This is a genomic window from Paraglaciecola psychrophila 170, from assembly GCF_000347635.1.
Lineage (GTDB): Bacteria > Pseudomonadota > Gammaproteobacteria > Enterobacterales > Alteromonadaceae > Paraglaciecola > Paraglaciecola psychrophila.
This window is the reverse complement of record NC_020514.1, coordinates 2562869-2581050: the sequence shown is the minus strand read 5'-3', so window position 1 is coordinate 2581050 and position 18182 is coordinate 2562869. Positions and strand designations below refer to the sequence as shown.

The window sequence follows — 18182 nt, the reverse complement described above, 5'->3', positions numbered from 1 at the left end:
TCCCTAATTTGCATTTGAACTGTTGGTTTTCTGATGCTTACGTAAACGCTTCTTTTCTCTTCTTTTAGCCAATATTCGAGCTAATTTTCGCATGCTTACCACTTGGTCGCTTTCATCAATGATATCAATACCGAACAAGCTCTCAACTAAATCCTCAACCGTTAACACCCCCTCTAAACCACCATATTCATCCACGATAAGTAACATATTTCCTCGTTGTGAATGTAAGGGTGCAATGGCATTGGCTAACGACATACTGCTTAGTATGGTGACCATATCCTTTTGGTAAGTCTTAAGCTCTTTGTCAGCATTGCCACGAGCGTAGGCCAATAATAAATCTGACTTTAATACATAACCGGTAATTTTTTCTGGCTCACCATCTTCATAGATAGGGATCCGTGAAAATGACACATCAGCGTGATTTTGTAAAAAATTCTCAACAATCATATTATCAGGTAACGAAAAAACGACTGTTCTGTGGGTCATGGCTTGCCGAACTTTAAGTTGCTTTAAGCTAAGTAGGTTCTGCATCACAGTAGCTTCTCGGGCAGCAATTTGACCTTCTTCAAAAGACAACGCAGTCATCGCGTATAATTCATCGCGGTTCAAACCAATAAGAGGTGACTCATCTTGCATTTTGGATGTCATTTTTTGCGCCATTTGTACAAATGGCCACAAAACAATGATCAAATATTTTAAAAAATAGGCGGTAGCTGGTGCAAGTTTACGCCAATAAGTTGCTCCAAGGGTCTTAGGGATAATTTCAGAAAAAACTAAAATCAACAAAGTCAAAATAGCCGAAGCAATGCCTAAATAAGCATCCCCGAACACTACAGCCGCCTGTGCGCCTGCACCAGCTGCTCCCATCGTATGCGCAATGGTATTCAAACTCAAAATAGCGGCAAGAGGTCGATTGATATCACTGACCTGCTTTTTCAGCAACTTCCCTGATGGATGGCCTTTTTTTTCTAATACAGAAATATAGGCAGAAGAAATGCTTAGGATAACCGCTTCTGCTATAGAGCAAACAAACGAAAAGCCTAACGCGATAACGATATATAACAACAACAAAAGCATAGGGATTAATTCTCAGAGGATAGCGTCAAAGCATCATATAAATATAGATATAGAACATAACACAATATTATCAAACCATAAGCAGATAGCGTAGTGTTAATAGGGTCGAAAAAGAATTTTCACATAAGAAGAGACTAGCAAACAATTTAATGGCGGAGTGGACGAGACTCGAACTCGCGACCCCCGGCGTGACAGGCCGGTATTCTAACCAACTGAACTACCACTCCATAATTTTCAATGTTATCAAACGGTTAAGTAAGAATTTATTTAACTCCCTTCCCAACCGCGGCGCAGATAATACGGGTTCACCCCATACTAGTCAATAGCTTTTTTGTAGGATATTCAGTTAAAAGCATTGATTGCTGTAGTATTAAACAATTTGTTGATTAAGCGGACAATAATCATTCTTTAGGGAGGCATATGTCCATAAACCCAGGGTCAGATTTATCTTTAGCCTGAGGTTTCTTTTCTGCTGTTGTCCCTTTGGGTTTGCGTTTAAACATTTTTGTTAAAAAATTCAGAGAATTTTTAGTGTCTTTAGCAACAACAATATTTTTAGATCTTTTCATAAATTTAAAATCAGGTTTTTTTTCTAAGGTAAGCCACCAAATTAACCCGCCACCCACAATTAAAAGAAACAGATTAATACTCACAATCAATGAGACAAGGGTTGAAGTTGACATTTTTTCATCAACTAAAGGTAATTCTTGCTTGGGCAATGCGTTCTGCACGCTGGCATTATCCTCTAGAGATGGGTCCACACTATTTGGTTCAACAGCTACAACAACTGGCTCTGGCTCCACTGTTAAGAAGCTATATTCTGGCACATCCAAAATAAACTCTCTGCCTTGTGTGGTATTTCCATAGGCAGTCAATTTAACGCGGTATACGCCATACTCATAACTAACAATTAAATACTCTCGAACATCAGATGACATATCTGTAATAGAAAAATTCTGTATATCGCCATTTGGAAAGCGAACTTTTCCATCGATCAATAAAGTCGACATATCAACATATTCACGTTGAGCATCCACTTTAAGTTTGTGATGACCCTCGCCCCCACCATCCAGCTCAAACGTCACTTTAATAGGATTGGCCAACAGCGTAATATTAGGATCAACCTGCTCACGGGTAAACATAGGTGTAGATACAGCAAAAATAGGGACCCATTCGCCATCGGCAATTGCAAGGTTAAATTGCCCTGTAAATACCCCGTCCAAAGGTAACTCATCCATACCTTTACCGTTGTCTTCAAAAAACGCGATGATTTCTTTGTTGGCACCAAAATTATTAAAATTTGGATTATTAGTACTCGCCAATGAAATAGTCAGTTCAACCACATCTCTAAATGCAGTGTAATCAATGGGCACTCCATTATTGGTCAAATAGGCCGTTTTTTTAAGAATTTCACCAGAAAATATAATATTAGGTAAAGGGTCGGCATGTAATGCTAAATCACTGATCACCATAACTCGGCTTTCAGGCGAAATCTGACCAACCGCTTGCCATGGTCCAGGCATAGGGTTTTTAATGCTGATCATGTCGTAGGTACTGCTATCAAACCAAAAGACACTGCTACCATCGGCACTAGACTGAAATATTTTGGATCCATCAGGCTGCACTAAAACAATGGGAGCAGAGCCGAAGTCACGAAAAAATATCATAGTAATTTCGTCAACTTCGAAATCGATTCTAAAACGATTTTGCAGTAACTCGATACCATTGTGATAATCGGTACCTAATTGCGTCAGAGGCGAACCAGAACTTTGACTAACTGCAGATAATTCACTGTCCTGCTGACCTTGGGGAGTAGCTTGAACCGACCAGCTAACGTGTGCAATAAGACAAAAAACAAGAGCCGATACATTCTGTTTTAACATGTTTACTCAACTCACTATTTGTCGCTATTCACGCCATATACAGGCGCCACCTTTTTCAGCCACTAAATCCAAGCGAATTTCGTGCTGTTCTAATTCATCGGCCGTTGCCATAACAACCTTTAATGGTTTTCTTTGAGCAGACAGTCGACGAATAGTTTCTACTTGCAAGCCACCTTCACCGCTAGCCTTACCACTTAAATTAAGGTCAGTTTGGCCACCTGTCATCAACAGATACACATCAGCCAAAATCTCTGCATCTAACAACGCACCGTGTTTCTCTCGATGTGAGTTATCGATGCCATAACGCCTGCACAATGCATCAAGGTTGTTCTTTTGCCCCGGATGAATCTGTCTTGCCATATCTAGTGTGTCGAGCACAGTACACATTTTGGCAGACTCTTTGACTGCCAGACCTGTCAGCCTATTAAATTCATGATCCATAAATCCAATATCAAATGGTGCATTGTGGATCACCAGCTGAGCGCCACTAATAAAATCAATAAATTCATTAGCTATCGACTTAAAGACAGGCTTGTCTGTCAGATATTCATTGGTGATCCCGTGGACCCCTATCGCTTCTTGCTCGACTAGGCGCTGAGGATTGATGTAAACGTGGAAGGTATTTCCCGTCAGACGACGATTTATCATTTCCACACAGCCTATTTCAATAATACGGTGGCCTTGTTTCGGATCTAATCCAGTGGTTTCGGTATCTAATACAACTTGACGCATTTCAGACTCTTTATAGAACTATAAAATTGATGGAACTCTAAAATTAATCGAATTATAGAATTTTGTGGTTTTAACCGACTCGGACATTATACTGCGCTTAACAATAAATTCCTGAATTTTTATCCAGATATACACTTAAAATTAGGCAAATATGAAACAAGTAGAAATTTTTACAGATGGCTCCTGCTTAGGTAACCCTGGTCCTGGTGGTTATGGTGCGGTGATGATTTTTGACAAACATCGCAAAGAACTCAGTCAAGGATTTAAACATACCACCAACAACAGAATGGAGCTACTGGCTACTATTGAAGCACTGGCTATTTTAACTGAAGAGTGTTCTGTTAACTTAACCACGGACAGCCAGTACGTAAAAAATGGGATTAACCAATGGATTAAAAATTGGCGTAGAAATGGCTGGCGTACTTCAGACAAAAATCCAGTAAAAAATGTCGACTTATGGCAACGTCTAGACGAACAAGTCGCTAAACACAAAGTCAGTTGGTTTTGGGTAAAGGGTCATTCTGGTCACACTGAAAATGAAGCTTGTGACCAACTTGCTCGAAAAGCAGCTGAAGGTAAAAACATGCCAGTAGATAGCGGTTTTTCTGGCTGAGTAATGCTTCAACTCCAGATTCAGGTTAATAAATGATAAGTAGCTGCAAACTACTTATCATTCCACATTGCATATTCATTGTCATTTCCATCGCAAAAGTGAAACCTATGTCCACCAGGAAATTCAAAAGTAGGAATTTTAATGCTGCCACCAGCAGCTTCTATTGCGGCTTGACTTTTAACTAAATCATCACTGTATAACACAACTAACACACTGCCTTTATCAGCAGACACACTATGTTCAGAAACGTATAAACCACCTGCAATGCCAGCTCCAGAAATAGCAGCATAGTCGTCACCGTAGCTTACAAATGTCCAACCAAACACCTGATTAAAAAAGGCTTTACTTGAAGCCAAGGCTTTTACTGGAATTTCAATATAATTAATTTTATGGTGCTGGCTCATAGTATTATCCACTTGTTTAAAGCATCATGTTAGCAAGTTGTTAGTGTAATAATGCACTAAAATTTACTAAATTTGAGGATAACCAATGCGCGTAATTGAAAATATCTGTTTGTTATTAGGTCGACTGTTAATGGGCATCTATTTTATTTTGCCGGGATTACAGAAAATAACCAGCTATCAGACAATGACAGACTATATGCTTGCTCACAATGTGCCTGCTACCGCATTTTTATTGCCCGCTACCATTGTTATCCAAGTTACATTAGGCTTAGCCATTATAATCGGTTTTAAAGGCAAGCTCGCCGCTCTAATTTTAGCTGGATTAACTCTAGTTATTAGTATCTACATGCACGATTTTTGGAGCATGGCAGAAAGTTTAGAACGCACCCATGAAACTCAAAACTTCTTTAAAAATATGGGGATCATGGCTGGATTGCTTATTGTTTCAAGCATGGGCACAGGTTGGCTAAGTCTGGACAATCGAAAAGCCAAAAATATTTAGACTGAATTAGTTCTGTAATCTAATTAACAATTTGACCATTGGTCGTATGCTTACTTTAGATAATTTTATAAAAAAGAAGTCAACATTATTCATAATGTTGACTTCTTTTTTCATCATTTCATATCATTAAAACTTAGCGCCAACCCATATCCAAACTTTATCAGTGTCTACTTTAATATCCCCAGCAGAATATGCCGCATATTTGATACCTGCGGTGTAATATTTAGCGTATTTTTTGACATATGATAAGTTAAATTCACTGCCTAAATCATCAACGCTTTCGCTGGCCTCATCAGCGTTAAATTTATGATAAACAGCTGTCCATCCGCCACCCAATATTTTGCCTGTTAACATAAAGCTAGTATCGACTAATCCTTGTGAAGGGGTGCCCAAAAACTGATCAGACCAACCGTTAAATTTATGTAAAGTGGCAAGAGGGGTAGAAAATCCAAAGGCACCATTATCTGAACCCAACACTTCGTAGCCAACTTTAGCAGTCATACCACTAAAGACGACCCCGGCTTCAAGGTTTAAATAATTAACATCAAAGTCCGCCACCGCTGACTCACTGGTCTGGCTGGCGTATTCGGCGCGATACAAGATCTTAGAATCACCCGCTTTAGTACTACCAGCAAAGCTAATACCAAAAGTATCTAAAGCATTATCGGTATTATTATCAACTTCAAGTAAATAACCATAACCTGTCAATGTACCCACTGATGTTTTGTAAGACGCATTGATTAAATGATCTTTTGAATCTAAATCAGCATCTTGAGCAAATATACGGTTTCTCTGAGTAATATAAGCGTATTGCAACGTCAAGTCTTTTACAGCGGTATATTTTGCAGATAACGCATCAAAGGTTTGTCTATCTTGACGCCAGCCAACATGACCAACAAATCGATGTCCGTCCATAGTGATCACTTGGCGACCTAAATTTGCACTAAAACCAGCATTTTTATACTGAATGTAACCCTGATCCAATTCAGTATGCTCAGGATCTGCAATAACCGAATATAGACCAAGGTTATAGCCACTTGGTCCAACGGTATAATCACCTTGGCCTAACACAATGCGGGTGTCTTCCATTTCAACTTTAGCCGAGAATCCTTTATAGCTGCCAGTGTCATAAGCCAATAATGTACGTAATGTCAGCGCACTGGCATCTGCAAGGGCATTATCTTGGTCAACACTTTCGTAACGCAAGTTTAAATCAACGCTGCCCTTACCTGAGGTAAGGGCTTCAATAAATCCTTGTGCGTATACCATTTGACTATTAACAGAGCCAACAAGTGCTATTACTAGAGCTATGTTGATGGCATGTTTGTTCATTTTTTTAATGGTTGTTTTCATTGTTTTCTCTCTAGTTTTAAGGACAGATATACCTTCTCACAGGGTTTTCTGTTAGCAGTTATCTAATTTTATTGAATAAAAGTTATGGGGTAATACTGTGACTAAGCCACATTGCTGCGAGTTGCCCCACTCTTGCGTTTGGATTGTTTTTTACGGTGTTCGTCAACAGATTCTACTTTGCGCTGTTTTTCATATAAGAACTTTAGTACTTCGTGACGATAGTGATTGTATTCTTGGTTGTCAGCTAATTCGATACGATTTCTGGGTCGGTCTAATTCAATAGGTAAAATCTCGCCAATAGTGGCCGCAGGGCCATTGGTCATCATCACAATTCTGTCTGAAAGTAACACGGCTTCATCCACATCATGGGTGATCATAATAACGGTATTACCTAATTGTGCATGAATTTCCATAACTGAGTCCTGTAGATGTGCACGAGTTAATGCGTCAAGTGCACCAAAAGGCTCATCCATCAACAATACCTTTGGCTCCATTGCCAAAGCGCGCGCGATACCAACACGTTGTTTCATGCCCCCAGAAATTTCAGCTGGTAACTTGTCAGCGGCGTGACTCATATGAACCAGTTCTAGATTATGTTCAACCCACTCTTTGATTTCTTTTTTTGAACGACCATTAGGGGTTTGTTTAACCGCTAGTTCAACGTTCTTATAAGCGCTCAACCAAGGTAATAATGAATGGTTTTGAAATACCACTGCGCGTTCTGGTCCAGGCTCATTTACTTCTCGGTTATCCAAGATAACGCCACCTTTAGTCGCTTGATATAAGCCTGCTACAATATTTAAAACGGTCGACTTACCGCAGCCAGAGTGACCAATTAATGAAATAAACTCACCTTTATTAATACGCAGGTTAACGTCTTGCAAAGCATTAAATTGTCCCTTAGCAGTGGGGAAATCCATTCCAACTTGTGTCAACTCTAAATGATGTTTGTGACTCATTACTTTATCCTCGAATATACTTTTGGTTACTACCAGTCAAAATTTTTGGTGACTATACGTCTTAATAAAAGGCTTAACGCAATACCGCACTCTTGTCCCAACTAAATGTTCTCTGCAGCGCTAACATTATTCTGTCTAACGCAAAACCAATCACACCAATTGTTAATACTGCCACCATAATACGGGCTAATGACTCTGAGCTGCCATTTTGAAATTCATCCCACACAAACTTACCTAAACCAGGATTCTGGGCGAGCATTTCTGCAGCAATCAGAACCATCCAGCCAATCCCAAGGGATAAACGTAAACCGGTAAAAATGGCAGGAATCGATGAAGGTAATACAATCTTAGTCACATGTGATAAGCCATTTAGTCGCAGCACTTTACTTACATTAATTAGATCTTTGTCGATACTCGATACACCAACAGCAGTATTGATTAAAGTGGGCCACAAGCAGCACAGTGCAACGGTTACTGCGGAGGTAATAAACGATTTTGAAAACATCGGATCAGAGCTGACATACACAGCACTTACCACCATAGTGACCAAGGGTAACCATGCTAAAGGTGATACCGGTTTAAATAATTGAATCAATGGGTTAATAGCCGTATAAGCATTTTTACTTAACCCACACAAAATGCCTATCGGAATGGCCAACAATGAAGCAACAATAAAACCCACCATCACGGTGTATAGACTCGTCCAAATTTGCTCAAAGAAGGTGGGCGCACCGGTAAAACCTCTAATCTTAGACGCATAGCTTGGGTCTTTAGCCAAACGTGCGGCGTTACGTTGTTCTTGACGCTCGTAAAACTTATCGGCTTTGTCCATCTGCGCATTATGTTCATCAACTAAAACAATAGTCTGCTGCCATACTGACGCAGGACCAGGGAACTTGCCCAACGAAGTATCAATATTCTTTGCCATCAAACTCCATAACCCTAGGAATATCACAATTCCGACAATGGGCAGTGCTGTGGCAGTTAAAAATTGATTAAGAGATGGCCAATTAATTTGTCTAACTTGATTAAAAATCATAGGAACTGCTTGCTGTTTACTCATTTGAAACACTCCATGCTTGATGGGGCATGCCCCCATCAGCTCACATCGCTAGTTAAATTTTGCTGTCATTTTTAAGACCGATAGCAAATTTCTCTAAATAAGCATTAGGTGTACTTCCGTCATACACAATATTGTCAATAAAGTGTGTCTGAGCAGGCTTAAAACCTGTTTCTGTTGCAAACTCAGGGAAATCGACTGCCTTGGCTTTGCCTTCAGCTATTAGAGCCTTAGCAGCTTGAGCATATATATCAGGGCGATAAACTTGCTTAGCAATATCCTTATACCAAGAGTCAGCTTTAGGCTCCGAAATTTGTCCCCAACGACGCATTTGCGTCAAGTACCAAATGGCATCGCTATAAAAAGGATACGTCGCGTTATAACGAAAAAACACATTAAAGTCAGGCACGTCACGCTTATCGCCTTTTTCGTATTCAAATGTGCCTGTCATACTGTTTGCGATAACTTCGTAATCAGCACCGACATATTGACTTTTAGAAAGAATTTTCACTGCTTCTGGACGGTTAGCATTGTTATTTTCGTCTAACCACATGGCTGCTCTGATCATCGCTTTAACCACACGTATATGCGTATTAGGATTTTCTTCAGCCCAACCCTTGCTGACACCAAATACTTTTTCTGGATTATTTTTCCAAATTTCATAATCGGTGACAACTGGCACACCAATGCCTTTAAATACAGCTTGTTGGTTCCAAGGCTCACCTACGCAATAACCATGGATAGTGCCTGCTTCCATGGTAGAGGGCATTTGTGGTGGAGGCGTGACAGATAACAAGGCCTCAGCATCTATTTGACCACTAGTATCCCCTTTATGCGGTGCATAATATCCAGGGTGAATACCTCCAGCAGCTAACCAATAACGTAATTCGTAGTTATGCGTAGAAACGGGGAATACCATGCCCATTTTAAACGGTTTACCTTTACTTCTGAAATCATCAACTACTGGCTTCAAAGAAACCGCTGAGATGGGGTGAACTGGTTTCCCATTTTCGTGTGAAACATGCTTTTTCATCTCTTTCCAAATATCATTGGAAACTGTGATGGCATTACCGTTTAAGTCCATGCTAAATGCCGTGATTATATCTGCTTTAGTGCCATACCCAATTGTTGCACCTAAAGGTTGTCCCGCTAACATATGCGCACCATCGAGCTGCCCATCGATCACTCGGTCAAGTAATACCTTCCAGTTGGCTTGTGCTTCAAGCGTTACATAAAGGCCTTCTTCCTCGAAATACCCTTTTTCATAAGCTACCGCAAGGGGTGCCATATCTGTTAATTTAATGAATCCAAATTTTAATTCTTCTTTCTCTGGCCATCCCAACTCTTGTGCTGATAAGCCTGTTGCGATAACTGAACCTGTTAAAAGCGTTGACATCACCCCTACTCGGAGTGATTTAACAACTAGTTTTAACGAACTTAATAACTTTAGATTGGTCATTTTCTACTCCGATTTTTATTAGCCAAAAAAAAACCCGCAAAGACTCCAGGACACGGAAAGTCTTTGCGGGCTGCATTGCCTATTTGTAACAACGCTACATCGCATAATTACAATTATTTGTTTAACGCGTGAGGACGCTTAACGTCTTCTAATTATTGAGGACAATTATTCTTGTTATAAGAAGTCGCTCATTCATGCTTTGTGCTGCAGTAACAGTGCCAACTATTATTTGCCTTGCTTTTCAGTGACTTAATAGCAGCACCTAAATATTATAAAACAATATTCTTGCCAAAGGAGTGCACATTTGCACTACCACAGTGCTATGGCAATTATGTGCACACTGATTAAGCCGAGAAAATATAATACAAGAAGACTAAACCTTATCTTTAAATGCTTACCTTTAAAATAAGTCAAGCACACCACAAGTAAGCACCTGATAACACACTATTGTCATACCGATATTTTTATTAGCCTGAACGACGAAAAAATTGCACAGACTGATCTTCTAGTTTCAGGCGCATTTGATGATATATGTCTGGCCTAAATACTGTTCTGACTAAATCAGCAGGTACATCAATATCTTTTAACTGTCCTGCATTTTTCATTTGGCTAATTAACCATTCACCTCTAATATATTCAGGTACATTAATTGAACTAGTGCTAGCCGCATTCTTAGTAGATTTGGAAAACTGATTATACGACGGGATAGCACGAGGCGGCATAGTGATATGGGTAAGACAACTGCCAATTAATGATGGTGCAATCACATCAACAGACGCATCTAAATATTGGTCAGAACTCAGTAAACGTGCTGCCTCAAACCTATTTGGAATACTTTCTAACCAGATACAGGCTTGCTTCAACGCAGCGCTTAAAGCAATAACTGTATTAGGTTTAGCCTGCTGGAAACTGGCTAATAGACCTAGCACTTTCTCAGGGCTATCTTGCCATATATCAAAAGATGTCAAAGCGGTTAAACCAATACCTGCTCTAACAGCTTTAGCGTTCCAAGGACCACCTACACAACAGCCATCAATTTCACCGCTTTGTAAAAATGCCACCATATTCACGGGGGGCACAACCACGATGTCTAAGTCTTCTTCTGAAATATTAGCCGAGGATAACCAATCTCTAAGTTGATAATAATGACAGCTATATGGAAAAACAGTCGCAAAACGAAGCTTAGGACGCTTTCGTATTTTACGCACGTTAATCACTTTCTGCAGCAAGTATGCAGCAAGTGGCAACGTCACATGAGCGAGGTTGTTTTCTTGCAAAATCTCTTGATGTAGCTTTTCAGACAACGTAATAGCGTTGCCATTTAAGCTAAGTACTAATGGAGTAATCACCTGCACTTTGGCACATCCTAAACCCAATGAGCTGGCTAATGGCATGGGCGCTAACATTTGTGTTGCGTCTAATAATCCGGCGTGTAATTTGTCTCTAAGGGTTGCCCAAGAATTTTGTTTCTGTAATTTAACATTCAGCCCCCATTGGCTAAAGAAACCCATTTCTTTAGCCACAATTAATGGCGCGGAATCAGTTAACGGAATAAACCCTAATATTAGATCGGTTTGTTCAGGTTCAATCATACTTTTGACCTAGTACCTTAAATTGTGTTTAGAAAAGAAATAAGCGTTTTCGCTACATCATCTAGCTTTTGACCTGTGTCCATGGCTGTTTTTCGCATAGCTTTAAAAGCATCATCTTCCGATAGGTTTCTTTTCTTCATTAATAATCTTTTAGCTTGATCAATCAGATTTCGTGAGGCTAGTTGTTGTTTGGTGTCACTTAATTCTACTTTTAATTTTTGAAATTCCCGAAAGCGCGCCACTGCAGCATCCAAAATCGGTTTTACTCGATCGGCTTGCAAATCACCGACAACATATGCGCTGACCCCTGACTCAATATATTGATTAATAGTATCAGTATCTTTTTCCCCAGAAAACATCACTATAGGTTTAGGGTTGTAATGAGAAATGGTACTTAAACTTTCTAAAATATCACGGCTGGGGGACTCTATATCGATCACAATAATATCTGGCTGGATTTCATCTACCTGTTTTAACAGTGACATGTCTGGATTGGCTAAGTGATTAATTTTGTATCGAGAGTTATTTAGAGCCGACGTCAAAGACTCCGCTCTTTGGCGGTTTTCATCGATCAACAAAATACGCAACTCTGGTATCACATTTTTTTGTTGTTTAAGTGAGGAGGTATATTGCAAGCTATCTTTCCAAGCCATAATAATGAACTTTCGTAACTTAACTTTAGCAAGCCATGAGCCAAATTTAATGACCATATATATCAGTTAGTTAATAAAGTTTTTGTCAATAGCTTGTGTTTGGTAAGGCCAAACAAGTGCAAGCGCACCAGATTGGTGCTGTTATGTAAAATAAATTATGTCTTCCTCAATTTTCTTATCAATTCTACAAGCCGCATTATTTTAATATTTGATAACTGGCGATAGTCAAAATAGGGACAGACCAGTAATTTGTTATGCGTGTCGATAGCAAATTCGTGATCTAGCCATGTCAATGAGTAAGGTAAATTAAGTGAGCTAGCGTAGGTTTTACCCATAATAATGTGTATGACATTACTATTTGAATCTTCAATATTATCGAGTTGTGGCGCTAAAAAAAGTAAACGTGTATTGGACGAGTCTTGTAATAAAACATGATCCCGAAAATGCTGCCAACTCTGAGAGCTTTGCAACGAAACGATATTTTCGGCATTAAGTTCAAACAATAGTTTAGCATACACATTAAATACCTTACGCCAACCATTACCACAAGTAAGGCCAATAGCATGAATCTCTCCTGCAGACAGCGGCTTAATGCGGCCTAGGTTTGAATAGTCAGAGGAAGCGGGACGATTGGCGATATAGACATTAAACTGGGCACACTCGTCACCTAGTCCAGACACTTCGTCACTTATAGGCATTAACTAGGGTCGTTTGCTGCTAACTTTTTTAAATCCTCTTCAATACAATCAATCATTTCTTCAGCTTCAAGCATGATCCCTTCTTCATCGTCACCTAATGGGAAGACCAATACTAAGGTATTGTTGTTTTTCATTCCCGGAAGCCACGTGCCTATCCATTCCACAAAATCAATTTGTTTGGGCTGGCAATCAGGAAATTCATTTTTTACCCAAGCCTCGGCAAATTCTTTGTGTGGCCAAATAGGTATACAGGCATCATCATCAGCTTTGAGCATCACCCAACCATTTTCGCCATACAATCCCCATAAGCTCTGTTTTTCAATCATTTGCGTCAATGCGTATTCAAAGCGCAATTCGGGTAACATTTTACTTAGAGCAAGAAAGTTTTCCTGCGAAATTTCATTCATTATATCAATATCCTAATTTTGATTTTCGGCCGTTATTAACCTTATTTAAAAATTAAATAAGCAGGAAAGCCAATATATACGCAGAAACGATGCTAATAATACCTTATATATACCCTAAGCTCCAAAGAGTAAAACGTGGATTTAGCTGATAATCGCCACCGCCGTTATTTTCAGTCTTAGGTATTTCGACTCATTAGAATAGTCTAAAGCAACAAAGAAATGCTAAATCGACAAGCTGGTGCAGTTGATTAAGTCATGTAAAGATACTCCCAATAAGTATCAAGCAGGACAGTTATTGTAGCTTTAGAAACAAGTATCATTCGAAAACTGACCATATTTAGCTGTTTAGTTCTTTTAACAGCTTCTACAGCCATTTTGCCACTGGACCCAATTATCAGTGACACAGCTCAACCTTTTTCAAATATAGCGAACCGTACCGATATAAACAGTTATGGCTTAGAACTGGAAATTTTTCCACAAACTAAAAGCATTACCGGAGTAGGAAACACTTAATTTTTAATCACACAAGGCACCTCACAAGTTGAGTTAAAGCTAGATAGTCGTTTCGACATTTCAAAGATATTCGTTAATGAGAAAATTGCTTATTTCCAACGAATTAGAGGCATTATTAACATCAACCTCGGCCGTCCTAGAATAAACAGAAACAAAGTCAAAATAGCGATACATTATTCAGGTAAACCACACATCCCTCTTCGCGCACCATGGTCTGGCGGGTTTATTGGGAGTGAAACAAAAAATGACACACCTTGTATAGCTACTGCCTTGCAAGGTGAAGGATGTGATTTATTCTGGCCATGTAAAGACCATTTTTCAGACAAAGCTGACAGCATTGAAATATCCTTAACTGTACCTTAGACATTTAGCGCAGTGACAAGTGGTGTATTGCAATCGGTAATCAATATTAGCAAATATAAACACCAGTTTAATTGGAAACTATCAGTGCCCGCGAGTGATTACAATATAGCGCTAAACATTGACCCTTTCACTCGAATTCAGCAGTCCTACAGCAGCGTTAATGGTGTGTCGGTGCCAATAGAGTTTTGGGCACTTAACGAAAACTCCGATAAAGACCAGGCCATGATAAAAAATGATTTATCACATCAAATTAGTTTTTTTGAGGAGTTACTGGGTCCCTACCCTTGGGGTGATCAAATTAGGTTTTGTTGAAACACCGCACCTTGGCATGGAACACCAAACAATCAACGCTTATGGTAAAAAAGTATCTCAGGGATAAGAATGGCTTGATTGATTACTACACCATGAACTCACTCACAAATGGTATGGTATGGAAATTTCATATCCACGAGAAACTTAACGATGCATGGTTACACAAAGGTTTTGGCCTTTATATGCAACCAATTTACAGCCTATACAAGTTTGGCGAAGCCGCTTATACGCACAGCATGTATCAATCGTATTTAGGACTGGTTAATCGTCACCCGGTGGTAATGGAAGGTGTCATAACCTCAGACCAAGCGTTTAATTCTGATATCTACAGCAAAGGGGGTTGGACCTTTCATACACTAAGATGGCTGATAGGAGATGAATTATTTTGGCAAGCCACTCGAGAACTACTCTATGCTAAAGGTGAGACTTACAACATACCCTACCCTATTGCCCCTAGATATAGGAATACTCAAGACTTTATTAATATCGTTAATAGGTTAACTGGAGAGGATTACACGTGGCTATTTGAGGTGTATTTAAAGCAGGCCGCTTTACCAGAGTTGAAACAAACACGCACTCGGGACAAGCTAGTGCTTAAATGGCAAACATCTGACAACTTGGCTTTTCCGATGCCAATAACGATTTCAATCAATGGTGAAAGTGCCACTTACACCACTATAGATGACCAAATAATATTGGAAGTGAATAAAAAAGACCACATTATTATCGACCCAAAAATGAAAGTATTGCGGTATTTACCTATCATAGTTTTATGCAAAGAAAATCAGGCTAAGCGTGATAAAAAACGTTCGTAAGTAAGCAATAATCTGCTCTGAAGTATCACTTCAGGTTAGCCTTATATTCACAGGCTAATATTGAGTAAATTGCATGATCGACATACTGATCATATAACCATTCACATTGACGTAAGGTCGCTTCATAAGTAAATCCTAAACGTTCGGGAATGGCCCTGCTGTGATGATTTTGCTGTGCACAGCGTATTTCTATTTTATTGAGACTTTGCTCGACAAAGCCATATTCCAATAATGTTTGTACCACTTTGGTAATCACACCTCTGCCTGTAAAAGAAGCACAAAGCCAATATCCAATTGCACCCCATTGGTGTTGATAATCAAAATGATTAAACCCCGCCACACCCACTAACTCACCTCGAAACAAAATAGCAAACGTAGTGGCTTGATGATTATTGTGTTGGTGAACAGCGGTGTCGATAAACAATTGTGTGTCTTCGAATGTTTTCACTAAATCTAACCACCCTAACCATTTTTTTAAATGGGCTCGGTTCTGATTCGTCAAACCATATAAACGCTCGGCGAATAACGGCACGAGTAGCTCAATGTGAATATCTTTATCAATCTGAATTTTCATATTTTAACTATTTAAAATCTCTAAAAAAGGCGATGATATTACAATTAGAGTTAATATTTCACGAGATTTTTTTGTCACCATATCAATACAGTACACATTTTGCGCAAACAGCAGTTAGCGCTATCGACTAAGGACTTTAAGGCGCGAGGTTATAAAGTTAAACGCTGCGAGGATTGTTTAATCCCTGAAAAAAAATGTATCTGTGCCCAGCGCCCATCAATTACCAGTGATAGCGCTTTTTGTATGGTGATGTATAAAAAATGAATATTACAAACCAACCAACACTGGCAAACTCATCGCAGATGTAATACCTGACAACTATGCATTTAGATGGGACAGAGTTGCCCCCGATGCTGCACTGATCGCGTTACTAGAAAACCCAAAGTACGCTCCTATCTTGGTATTTCCTCAACAATATGCCGCAGCAGAAAGATGTATCGACTCACCTAAAGATTTAGTCGATATACAACAAGGTAAAACACCACTTTTTGTGATGTTGGACGGGACTTGGCGAGAGGCGAGTAAAATGTTTAAAAGTCCTTGTTTTGCCACATTACCCGTATTAGGTATTCAACCTGAAAAAGCATCATCTTATCAACTCCGTGAAGCCGCACATGTACATCAACTGTGTACCGCAGAGGTTGCCATTGAGGTGTTGAAAATGGCAGACGACAAGCTTGCTGCAGATGCGCTTGGAGAATACTTCTATCAGTTCAAAAAAGCCTATATTGCGGGTAAGGCGCACTTAACCCTTATTTAACGCCAAGCAATTTTCCAGAACAACTTTATAATTAGGCGCATACCTTATTCCAAATAAGCACAATAATGTAAGTACTTCTATTTGAACTCATCAGAGATAACGGGATAAAGTTGACTTATGAGAATATTAAAATCTAATCATCACAGGATGCGCAAAATATGAAACTAGAGTCCTTAGCCTTACATCATGGTTACACATCAGAAGAAACCACCAAATCAGCTGCTGTACCAATTTATCAAACAACGTCCTACACCTTTGACAACACCCAGCATGGCGCAGACTTGTTTGACCTAAAAGTACCAGGAAACATTTACACCCGGATCATGAATCCAACCACAGCAGTTCTTGAAGAACGAATTGCTGCTATGGAAGGTGGAATCGGAGCTTTAGCGGTTGCATCGGGAATGGCTGCAATTACTTATGCTATCCAATGTATTTGCTCTGTGGGTGATAATATTATTAGCACCAGTCAGTTATATGGCGGAACATATAACTTATTTGCACATGCACTGCCCAATCAAGGCATAGAAGCACGCATGATTTCTGGTGATGATTATACAGCCTTTGAAGCCGCCATTGATGAAAATACTAAAGCGATTTTCTGTGAATCTATTGGTAACCCTGCAGGTAATGTGGTGGATATACAAAAGCTAGCTGAAATTGGTGCTAAACACGGTGTACCTTTAATTGTTGATAATACTGTAGCCACACCTTTTTTATGTCGCCCGTTTGAACATGGTGCAGCCATTGTTATTCATTCGTTAACCAAATATATAGGCGGCCATGGCAACTCGATTGGAGGCATTATTGTTGACTCAGGTAAATTTGACTGGGTAGCTAACAAAGAGCGTTTCCCAATATTAAATCAACCTGACCCGTCTTATCACGGAGTGGTATATACTGAAGCACTGGGTGCGGCGGCATATATCGGTCGTTGTCGTGTTGCTCCGCTTCGTAATACCGGCGCAGCTATTTCGCCTACTAACTCGTTCAATATTTTAATGGGACTTGAAACACTAGGCTTGCGTATGGAACGCCATTGCGAAAACGCTGAGAAACTAGCTGTCTATTTGTCTGACCATCCAAAAGTAAGCTGGGTTAATTACGCTGCATTAGCAGATAGTCCATACCAAGCAACGTGCAAAAAGATAACGGATGGCAAAGCATCAGGTATTTTAAGCTTTGGTATCAAAACCACCGCTGAATGTTCCAGCAAAGTCGCTGGCGGTCAGTTTATTGATGCCTTACAAATGATTTTGAGACTGGTAAACATTGGCGACGCTAAATCCTTAGCATGCCATCCTGCGTCCACTACTCATCGGCAGCTAAATCCAGAAGAACTGGCGAAAGCGGGTGTTAGTGAAGATCTAGTCAGAATTTCAGTCGGTATTGAAAACATTGACGATATCATTGCAGATGTTAGTCAGGCTCTTGATTCAGTGAAATAGAAAAA

At 39.6% G+C, this 18182-nt stretch carries 18 protein-coding genes, 1 tRNA gene and 1 pseudogene; 6 read left to right on the top strand and 14 right to left on the bottom strand.

Annotated elements, in window-relative coordinates:
- Positions 1 to 3: 3 nt before the first annotated feature.
- The 4 genes from C427_RS11300 to dnaQ form a co-directional block, all read right to left on the bottom strand.
- Positions 4 to 1077, bottom strand: coding sequence for a CNNM domain-containing protein (locus C427_RS11300; RefSeq protein WP_015430856.1), 1074 nt, complete (start codon positions 1075 to 1077; stop codon positions 4 to 6).
- A 150-nt stretch (positions 1078 to 1227) separates the two neighbouring features.
- Positions 1228 to 1304, bottom strand: a tRNA-Asp gene (locus tag C427_RS11295).
- A gap of 174 nt (positions 1305 to 1478) precedes the next feature.
- Complete coding sequence (locus C427_RS11290; protein WP_007635374.1) at positions 1479 to 2960, bottom strand: TIGR03503 family protein; 1482 nt, start codon at positions 2958 to 2960, stop codon at positions 1479 to 1481.
- A gap of 24 nt (positions 2961 to 2984) precedes the next feature.
- A complete protein-coding gene (gene dnaQ / locus C427_RS11285; protein WP_007635372.1) occupies positions 2985 to 3692 on the bottom strand; it encodes a DNA polymerase III subunit epsilon in 708 nt (235 codons plus the stop codon).
- Positions 3693 to 3843: 151 nt separating this feature from the next.
- On the opposite strand from dnaQ, the gene rnhA reads away from it, so the two are divergent.
- Positions 3844 to 4305: a ribonuclease HI gene (gene rnhA / locus C427_RS11280; protein WP_007635370.1), complete on the top strand. Its 462-nt coding sequence runs from the start codon at positions 3844 to 3846 to the stop codon at positions 4303 to 4305.
- Positions 4306 to 4355: 50 nt separating this feature from the next.
- Here rnhA and C427_RS11275 read toward each other — a convergent pair whose 3' ends face one another.
- Positions 4356 to 4709 (bottom strand): VOC family protein, encoded by a 354-nt coding sequence (locus tag C427_RS11275; RefSeq protein ID WP_007635368.1) that lies wholly within the window; start codon positions 4707 to 4709, stop codon positions 4356 to 4358.
- A gap of 85 nt (positions 4710 to 4794) precedes the next feature.
- Here C427_RS11275 and C427_RS11270 point away from each other — a divergent pair, with 85 nt between their 5' ends.
- Positions 4795 to 5211 carry a DoxX family protein gene (locus C427_RS11270; RefSeq protein WP_007635366.1) on the top strand — a complete coding sequence of 139 codons (417 nt, stop codon included), beginning with the start codon at positions 4795 to 4797 and terminating at the stop codon, positions 5209 to 5211.
- Between the two features lie 126 nt (positions 5212 to 5337).
- On the opposite strand, the gene C427_RS11265 is transcribed toward C427_RS11270, so the two are convergent.
- The 8 genes from C427_RS11265 to C427_RS11230 all read right to left on the bottom strand — a co-directional run bounded on the left by C427_RS11265 (position 5338) and on the right by C427_RS11230 (position 13392).
- Positions 5338 to 6564: an alginate export family protein gene (locus C427_RS11265; protein ID WP_007635365.1), complete on the bottom strand. Its 1227-nt coding sequence runs from the start codon at positions 6562 to 6564 to the stop codon at positions 5338 to 5340.
- Between the two features lie 101 nt (positions 6565 to 6665).
- A complete protein-coding gene (locus C427_RS11260; RefSeq protein WP_007635364.1) occupies positions 6666 to 7523 on the bottom strand; it encodes an ABC transporter ATP-binding protein in 858 nt (285 codons plus the stop codon).
- A gap of 73 nt (positions 7524 to 7596) precedes the next feature.
- Positions 7597 to 8562 (bottom strand): ABC transporter permease, encoded by a 966-nt coding sequence (locus C427_RS11255; RefSeq protein ID WP_407636112.1) that lies wholly within the window; start codon positions 8560 to 8562, stop codon positions 7597 to 7599.
- Positions 8563 to 8638: 76 nt separating this feature from the next.
- Positions 8639 to 9979, bottom strand: a complete 1341-nt coding sequence (locus C427_RS11250; protein ID WP_407636111.1) for a CmpA/NrtA family ABC transporter substrate-binding protein — start codon at positions 9977 to 9979, stop codon at positions 8639 to 8641.
- Between the two features lie 530 nt (positions 9980 to 10509).
- Entirely contained in the window at positions 10510 to 11634 is a 1125-nt protein-coding gene (locus C427_RS11245; protein WP_015430855.1) for a CmpA/NrtA family ABC transporter substrate-binding protein, read from the bottom strand.
- Between the two features lie 17 nt (positions 11635 to 11651).
- Positions 11652 to 12287 carry an ANTAR domain-containing response regulator gene (locus tag C427_RS11240; protein ID WP_226991058.1) on the bottom strand — a complete coding sequence of 212 codons (636 nt, stop codon included), beginning with the start codon at positions 12285 to 12287 and terminating at the stop codon, positions 11652 to 11654.
- A gap of 155 nt (positions 12288 to 12442) precedes the next feature.
- A complete protein-coding gene (locus C427_RS11235; RefSeq protein WP_007635359.1) occupies positions 12443 to 12985 on the bottom strand; it encodes a DUF6942 family protein in 543 nt (180 codons plus the stop codon).
- Positions 12985 to 13392: a DUF2750 domain-containing protein gene (locus tag C427_RS11230; protein WP_007635358.1), complete on the bottom strand. Its 408-nt coding sequence runs from the start codon at positions 13390 to 13392 to the stop codon at positions 12985 to 12987. Before C427_RS11230 ends, C427_RS11235 begins: the two co-directional genes overlap by 1 nt.
- 903 nt (positions 13393 to 14295) lie before the next feature.
- On the opposite strand from C427_RS11230, the gene C427_RS27475 reads away from it, so the two are divergent.
- Together C427_RS27475 and C427_RS27470 are read left to right on the top strand one after the other, a co-directional pair.
- Positions 14296 to 14580: a hypothetical protein gene (locus tag C427_RS27475; protein WP_236613756.1), complete on the top strand. Its 285-nt coding sequence runs from the start codon at positions 14296 to 14298 to the stop codon at positions 14578 to 14580.
- A complete protein-coding gene (locus tag C427_RS27470; protein ID WP_236613755.1) occupies positions 14574 to 15395 on the top strand; it encodes a M1 aminopeptidase family protein in 822 nt (273 codons plus the stop codon). Before C427_RS27475 ends, C427_RS27470 begins: the two co-directional genes overlap by 7 nt.
- Positions 15396 to 15420: 25 nt before the next feature.
- On the opposite strand, the gene C427_RS11220 is transcribed toward C427_RS27470, so the two are convergent.
- Complete coding sequence (locus tag C427_RS11220; protein WP_007635355.1) at positions 15421 to 15969, bottom strand: GNAT family N-acetyltransferase; 549 nt, start codon at positions 15967 to 15969, stop codon at positions 15421 to 15423.
- A 99-nt stretch (positions 15970 to 16068) separates the two neighbouring features.
- Between C427_RS11220 and C427_RS11215 the strand changes: the two are divergent.
- A pseudogene (locus tag C427_RS11215) lies at positions 16069 to 16729 on the top strand (tRNA-uridine aminocarboxypropyltransferase).
- A 158-nt stretch (positions 16730 to 16887) separates the two neighbouring features.
- On the top strand, positions 16888 to 18177 hold the full coding sequence (locus C427_RS11210) for an O-acetylhomoserine aminocarboxypropyltransferase/cysteine synthase family protein (protein ID WP_007635353.1): 1290 nt from the start codon (positions 16888 to 16890) through the stop codon (positions 18175 to 18177).
- The last annotated feature ends 5 nt before the right edge of the window (positions 18178 to 18182 follow it).

Excerpts from the sequence above, each read along its gene's own strand:
- rnhA (WP_007635370.1), top strand. The coding sequence starts at position 3,844 with ATGAAACAAGTAGAAATTTTTACAGATGGCTCCTGCTTAGGTAACCCT.
- C427_RS11300 (WP_015430856.1), bottom strand. The coding sequence starts at position 1,077 with ATGCTTTTGTTGTTGTTATATATCGTTATCGCGTTAGGCTTTTCGTTT.
- C427_RS11240 (WP_226991058.1), bottom strand. The coding sequence starts at position 12,287 with ATGGCTTGGAAAGATAGCTTGCAATATACCTCCTCACTTAAACAACAA.
- C427_RS11275 (WP_007635368.1), bottom strand. The coding sequence starts at position 4,709 with ATGAGCCAGCACCATAAAATTAATTATATTGAAATTCCAGTAAAAGCC.
- C427_RS11220 (WP_007635355.1), bottom strand. The coding sequence starts at position 15,969 with ATGAAAATTCAGATTGATAAAGATATTCACATTGAGCTACTCGTGCCG.
- C427_RS11270 (WP_007635366.1), top strand. The coding sequence starts at position 4,795 with ATGCGCGTAATTGAAAATATCTGTTTGTTATTAGGTCGACTGTTAATG.
- C427_RS11250 (WP_407636111.1), bottom strand. The coding sequence starts at position 9,979 with ATGTCAACGCTTTTAACAGGTTCAGTTATCGCAACAGGCTTATCAGCA.
- C427_RS11245 (WP_015430855.1), bottom strand. The coding sequence starts at position 11,634 with ATGATTGAACCTGAACAAACCGATCTAATATTAGGGTTTATTCCGTTA.
- C427_RS11210 (WP_007635353.1), top strand. The coding sequence starts at position 16,888 with ATGAAACTAGAGTCCTTAGCCTTACATCATGGTTACACATCAGAAGAA.
- C427_RS11235 (WP_007635359.1), bottom strand. The coding sequence starts at position 12,985 with ATGCCTATAAGTGACGAAGTGTCTGGACTAGGTGACGAGTGTGCCCAG.
- C427_RS11290 (WP_007635374.1), bottom strand. The coding sequence starts at position 2,960 with ATGTTAAAACAGAATGTATCGGCTCTTGTTTTTTGTCTTATTGCACAC.
- C427_RS11260 (WP_007635364.1), bottom strand. The coding sequence starts at position 7,523 with ATGAGTCACAAACATCATTTAGAGTTGACACAAGTTGGAATGGATTTC.
- C427_RS11255 (WP_407636112.1), bottom strand. The coding sequence starts at position 8,562 with ATGATTTTTAATCAAGTTAGACAAATTAATTGGCCATCTCTTAATCAA.
- dnaQ (WP_007635372.1), bottom strand. The coding sequence starts at position 3,692 with ATGCGTCAAGTTGTATTAGATACCGAAACCACTGGATTAGATCCGAAA.
- C427_RS11230 (WP_007635358.1), bottom strand. The coding sequence starts at position 13,392 with ATGAATGAAATTTCGCAGGAAAACTTTCTTGCTCTAAGTAAAATGTTA.
- C427_RS11265 (WP_007635365.1), bottom strand. The coding sequence starts at position 6,564 with ATGAAAACAACCATTAAAAAAATGAACAAACATGCCATCAACATAGCT.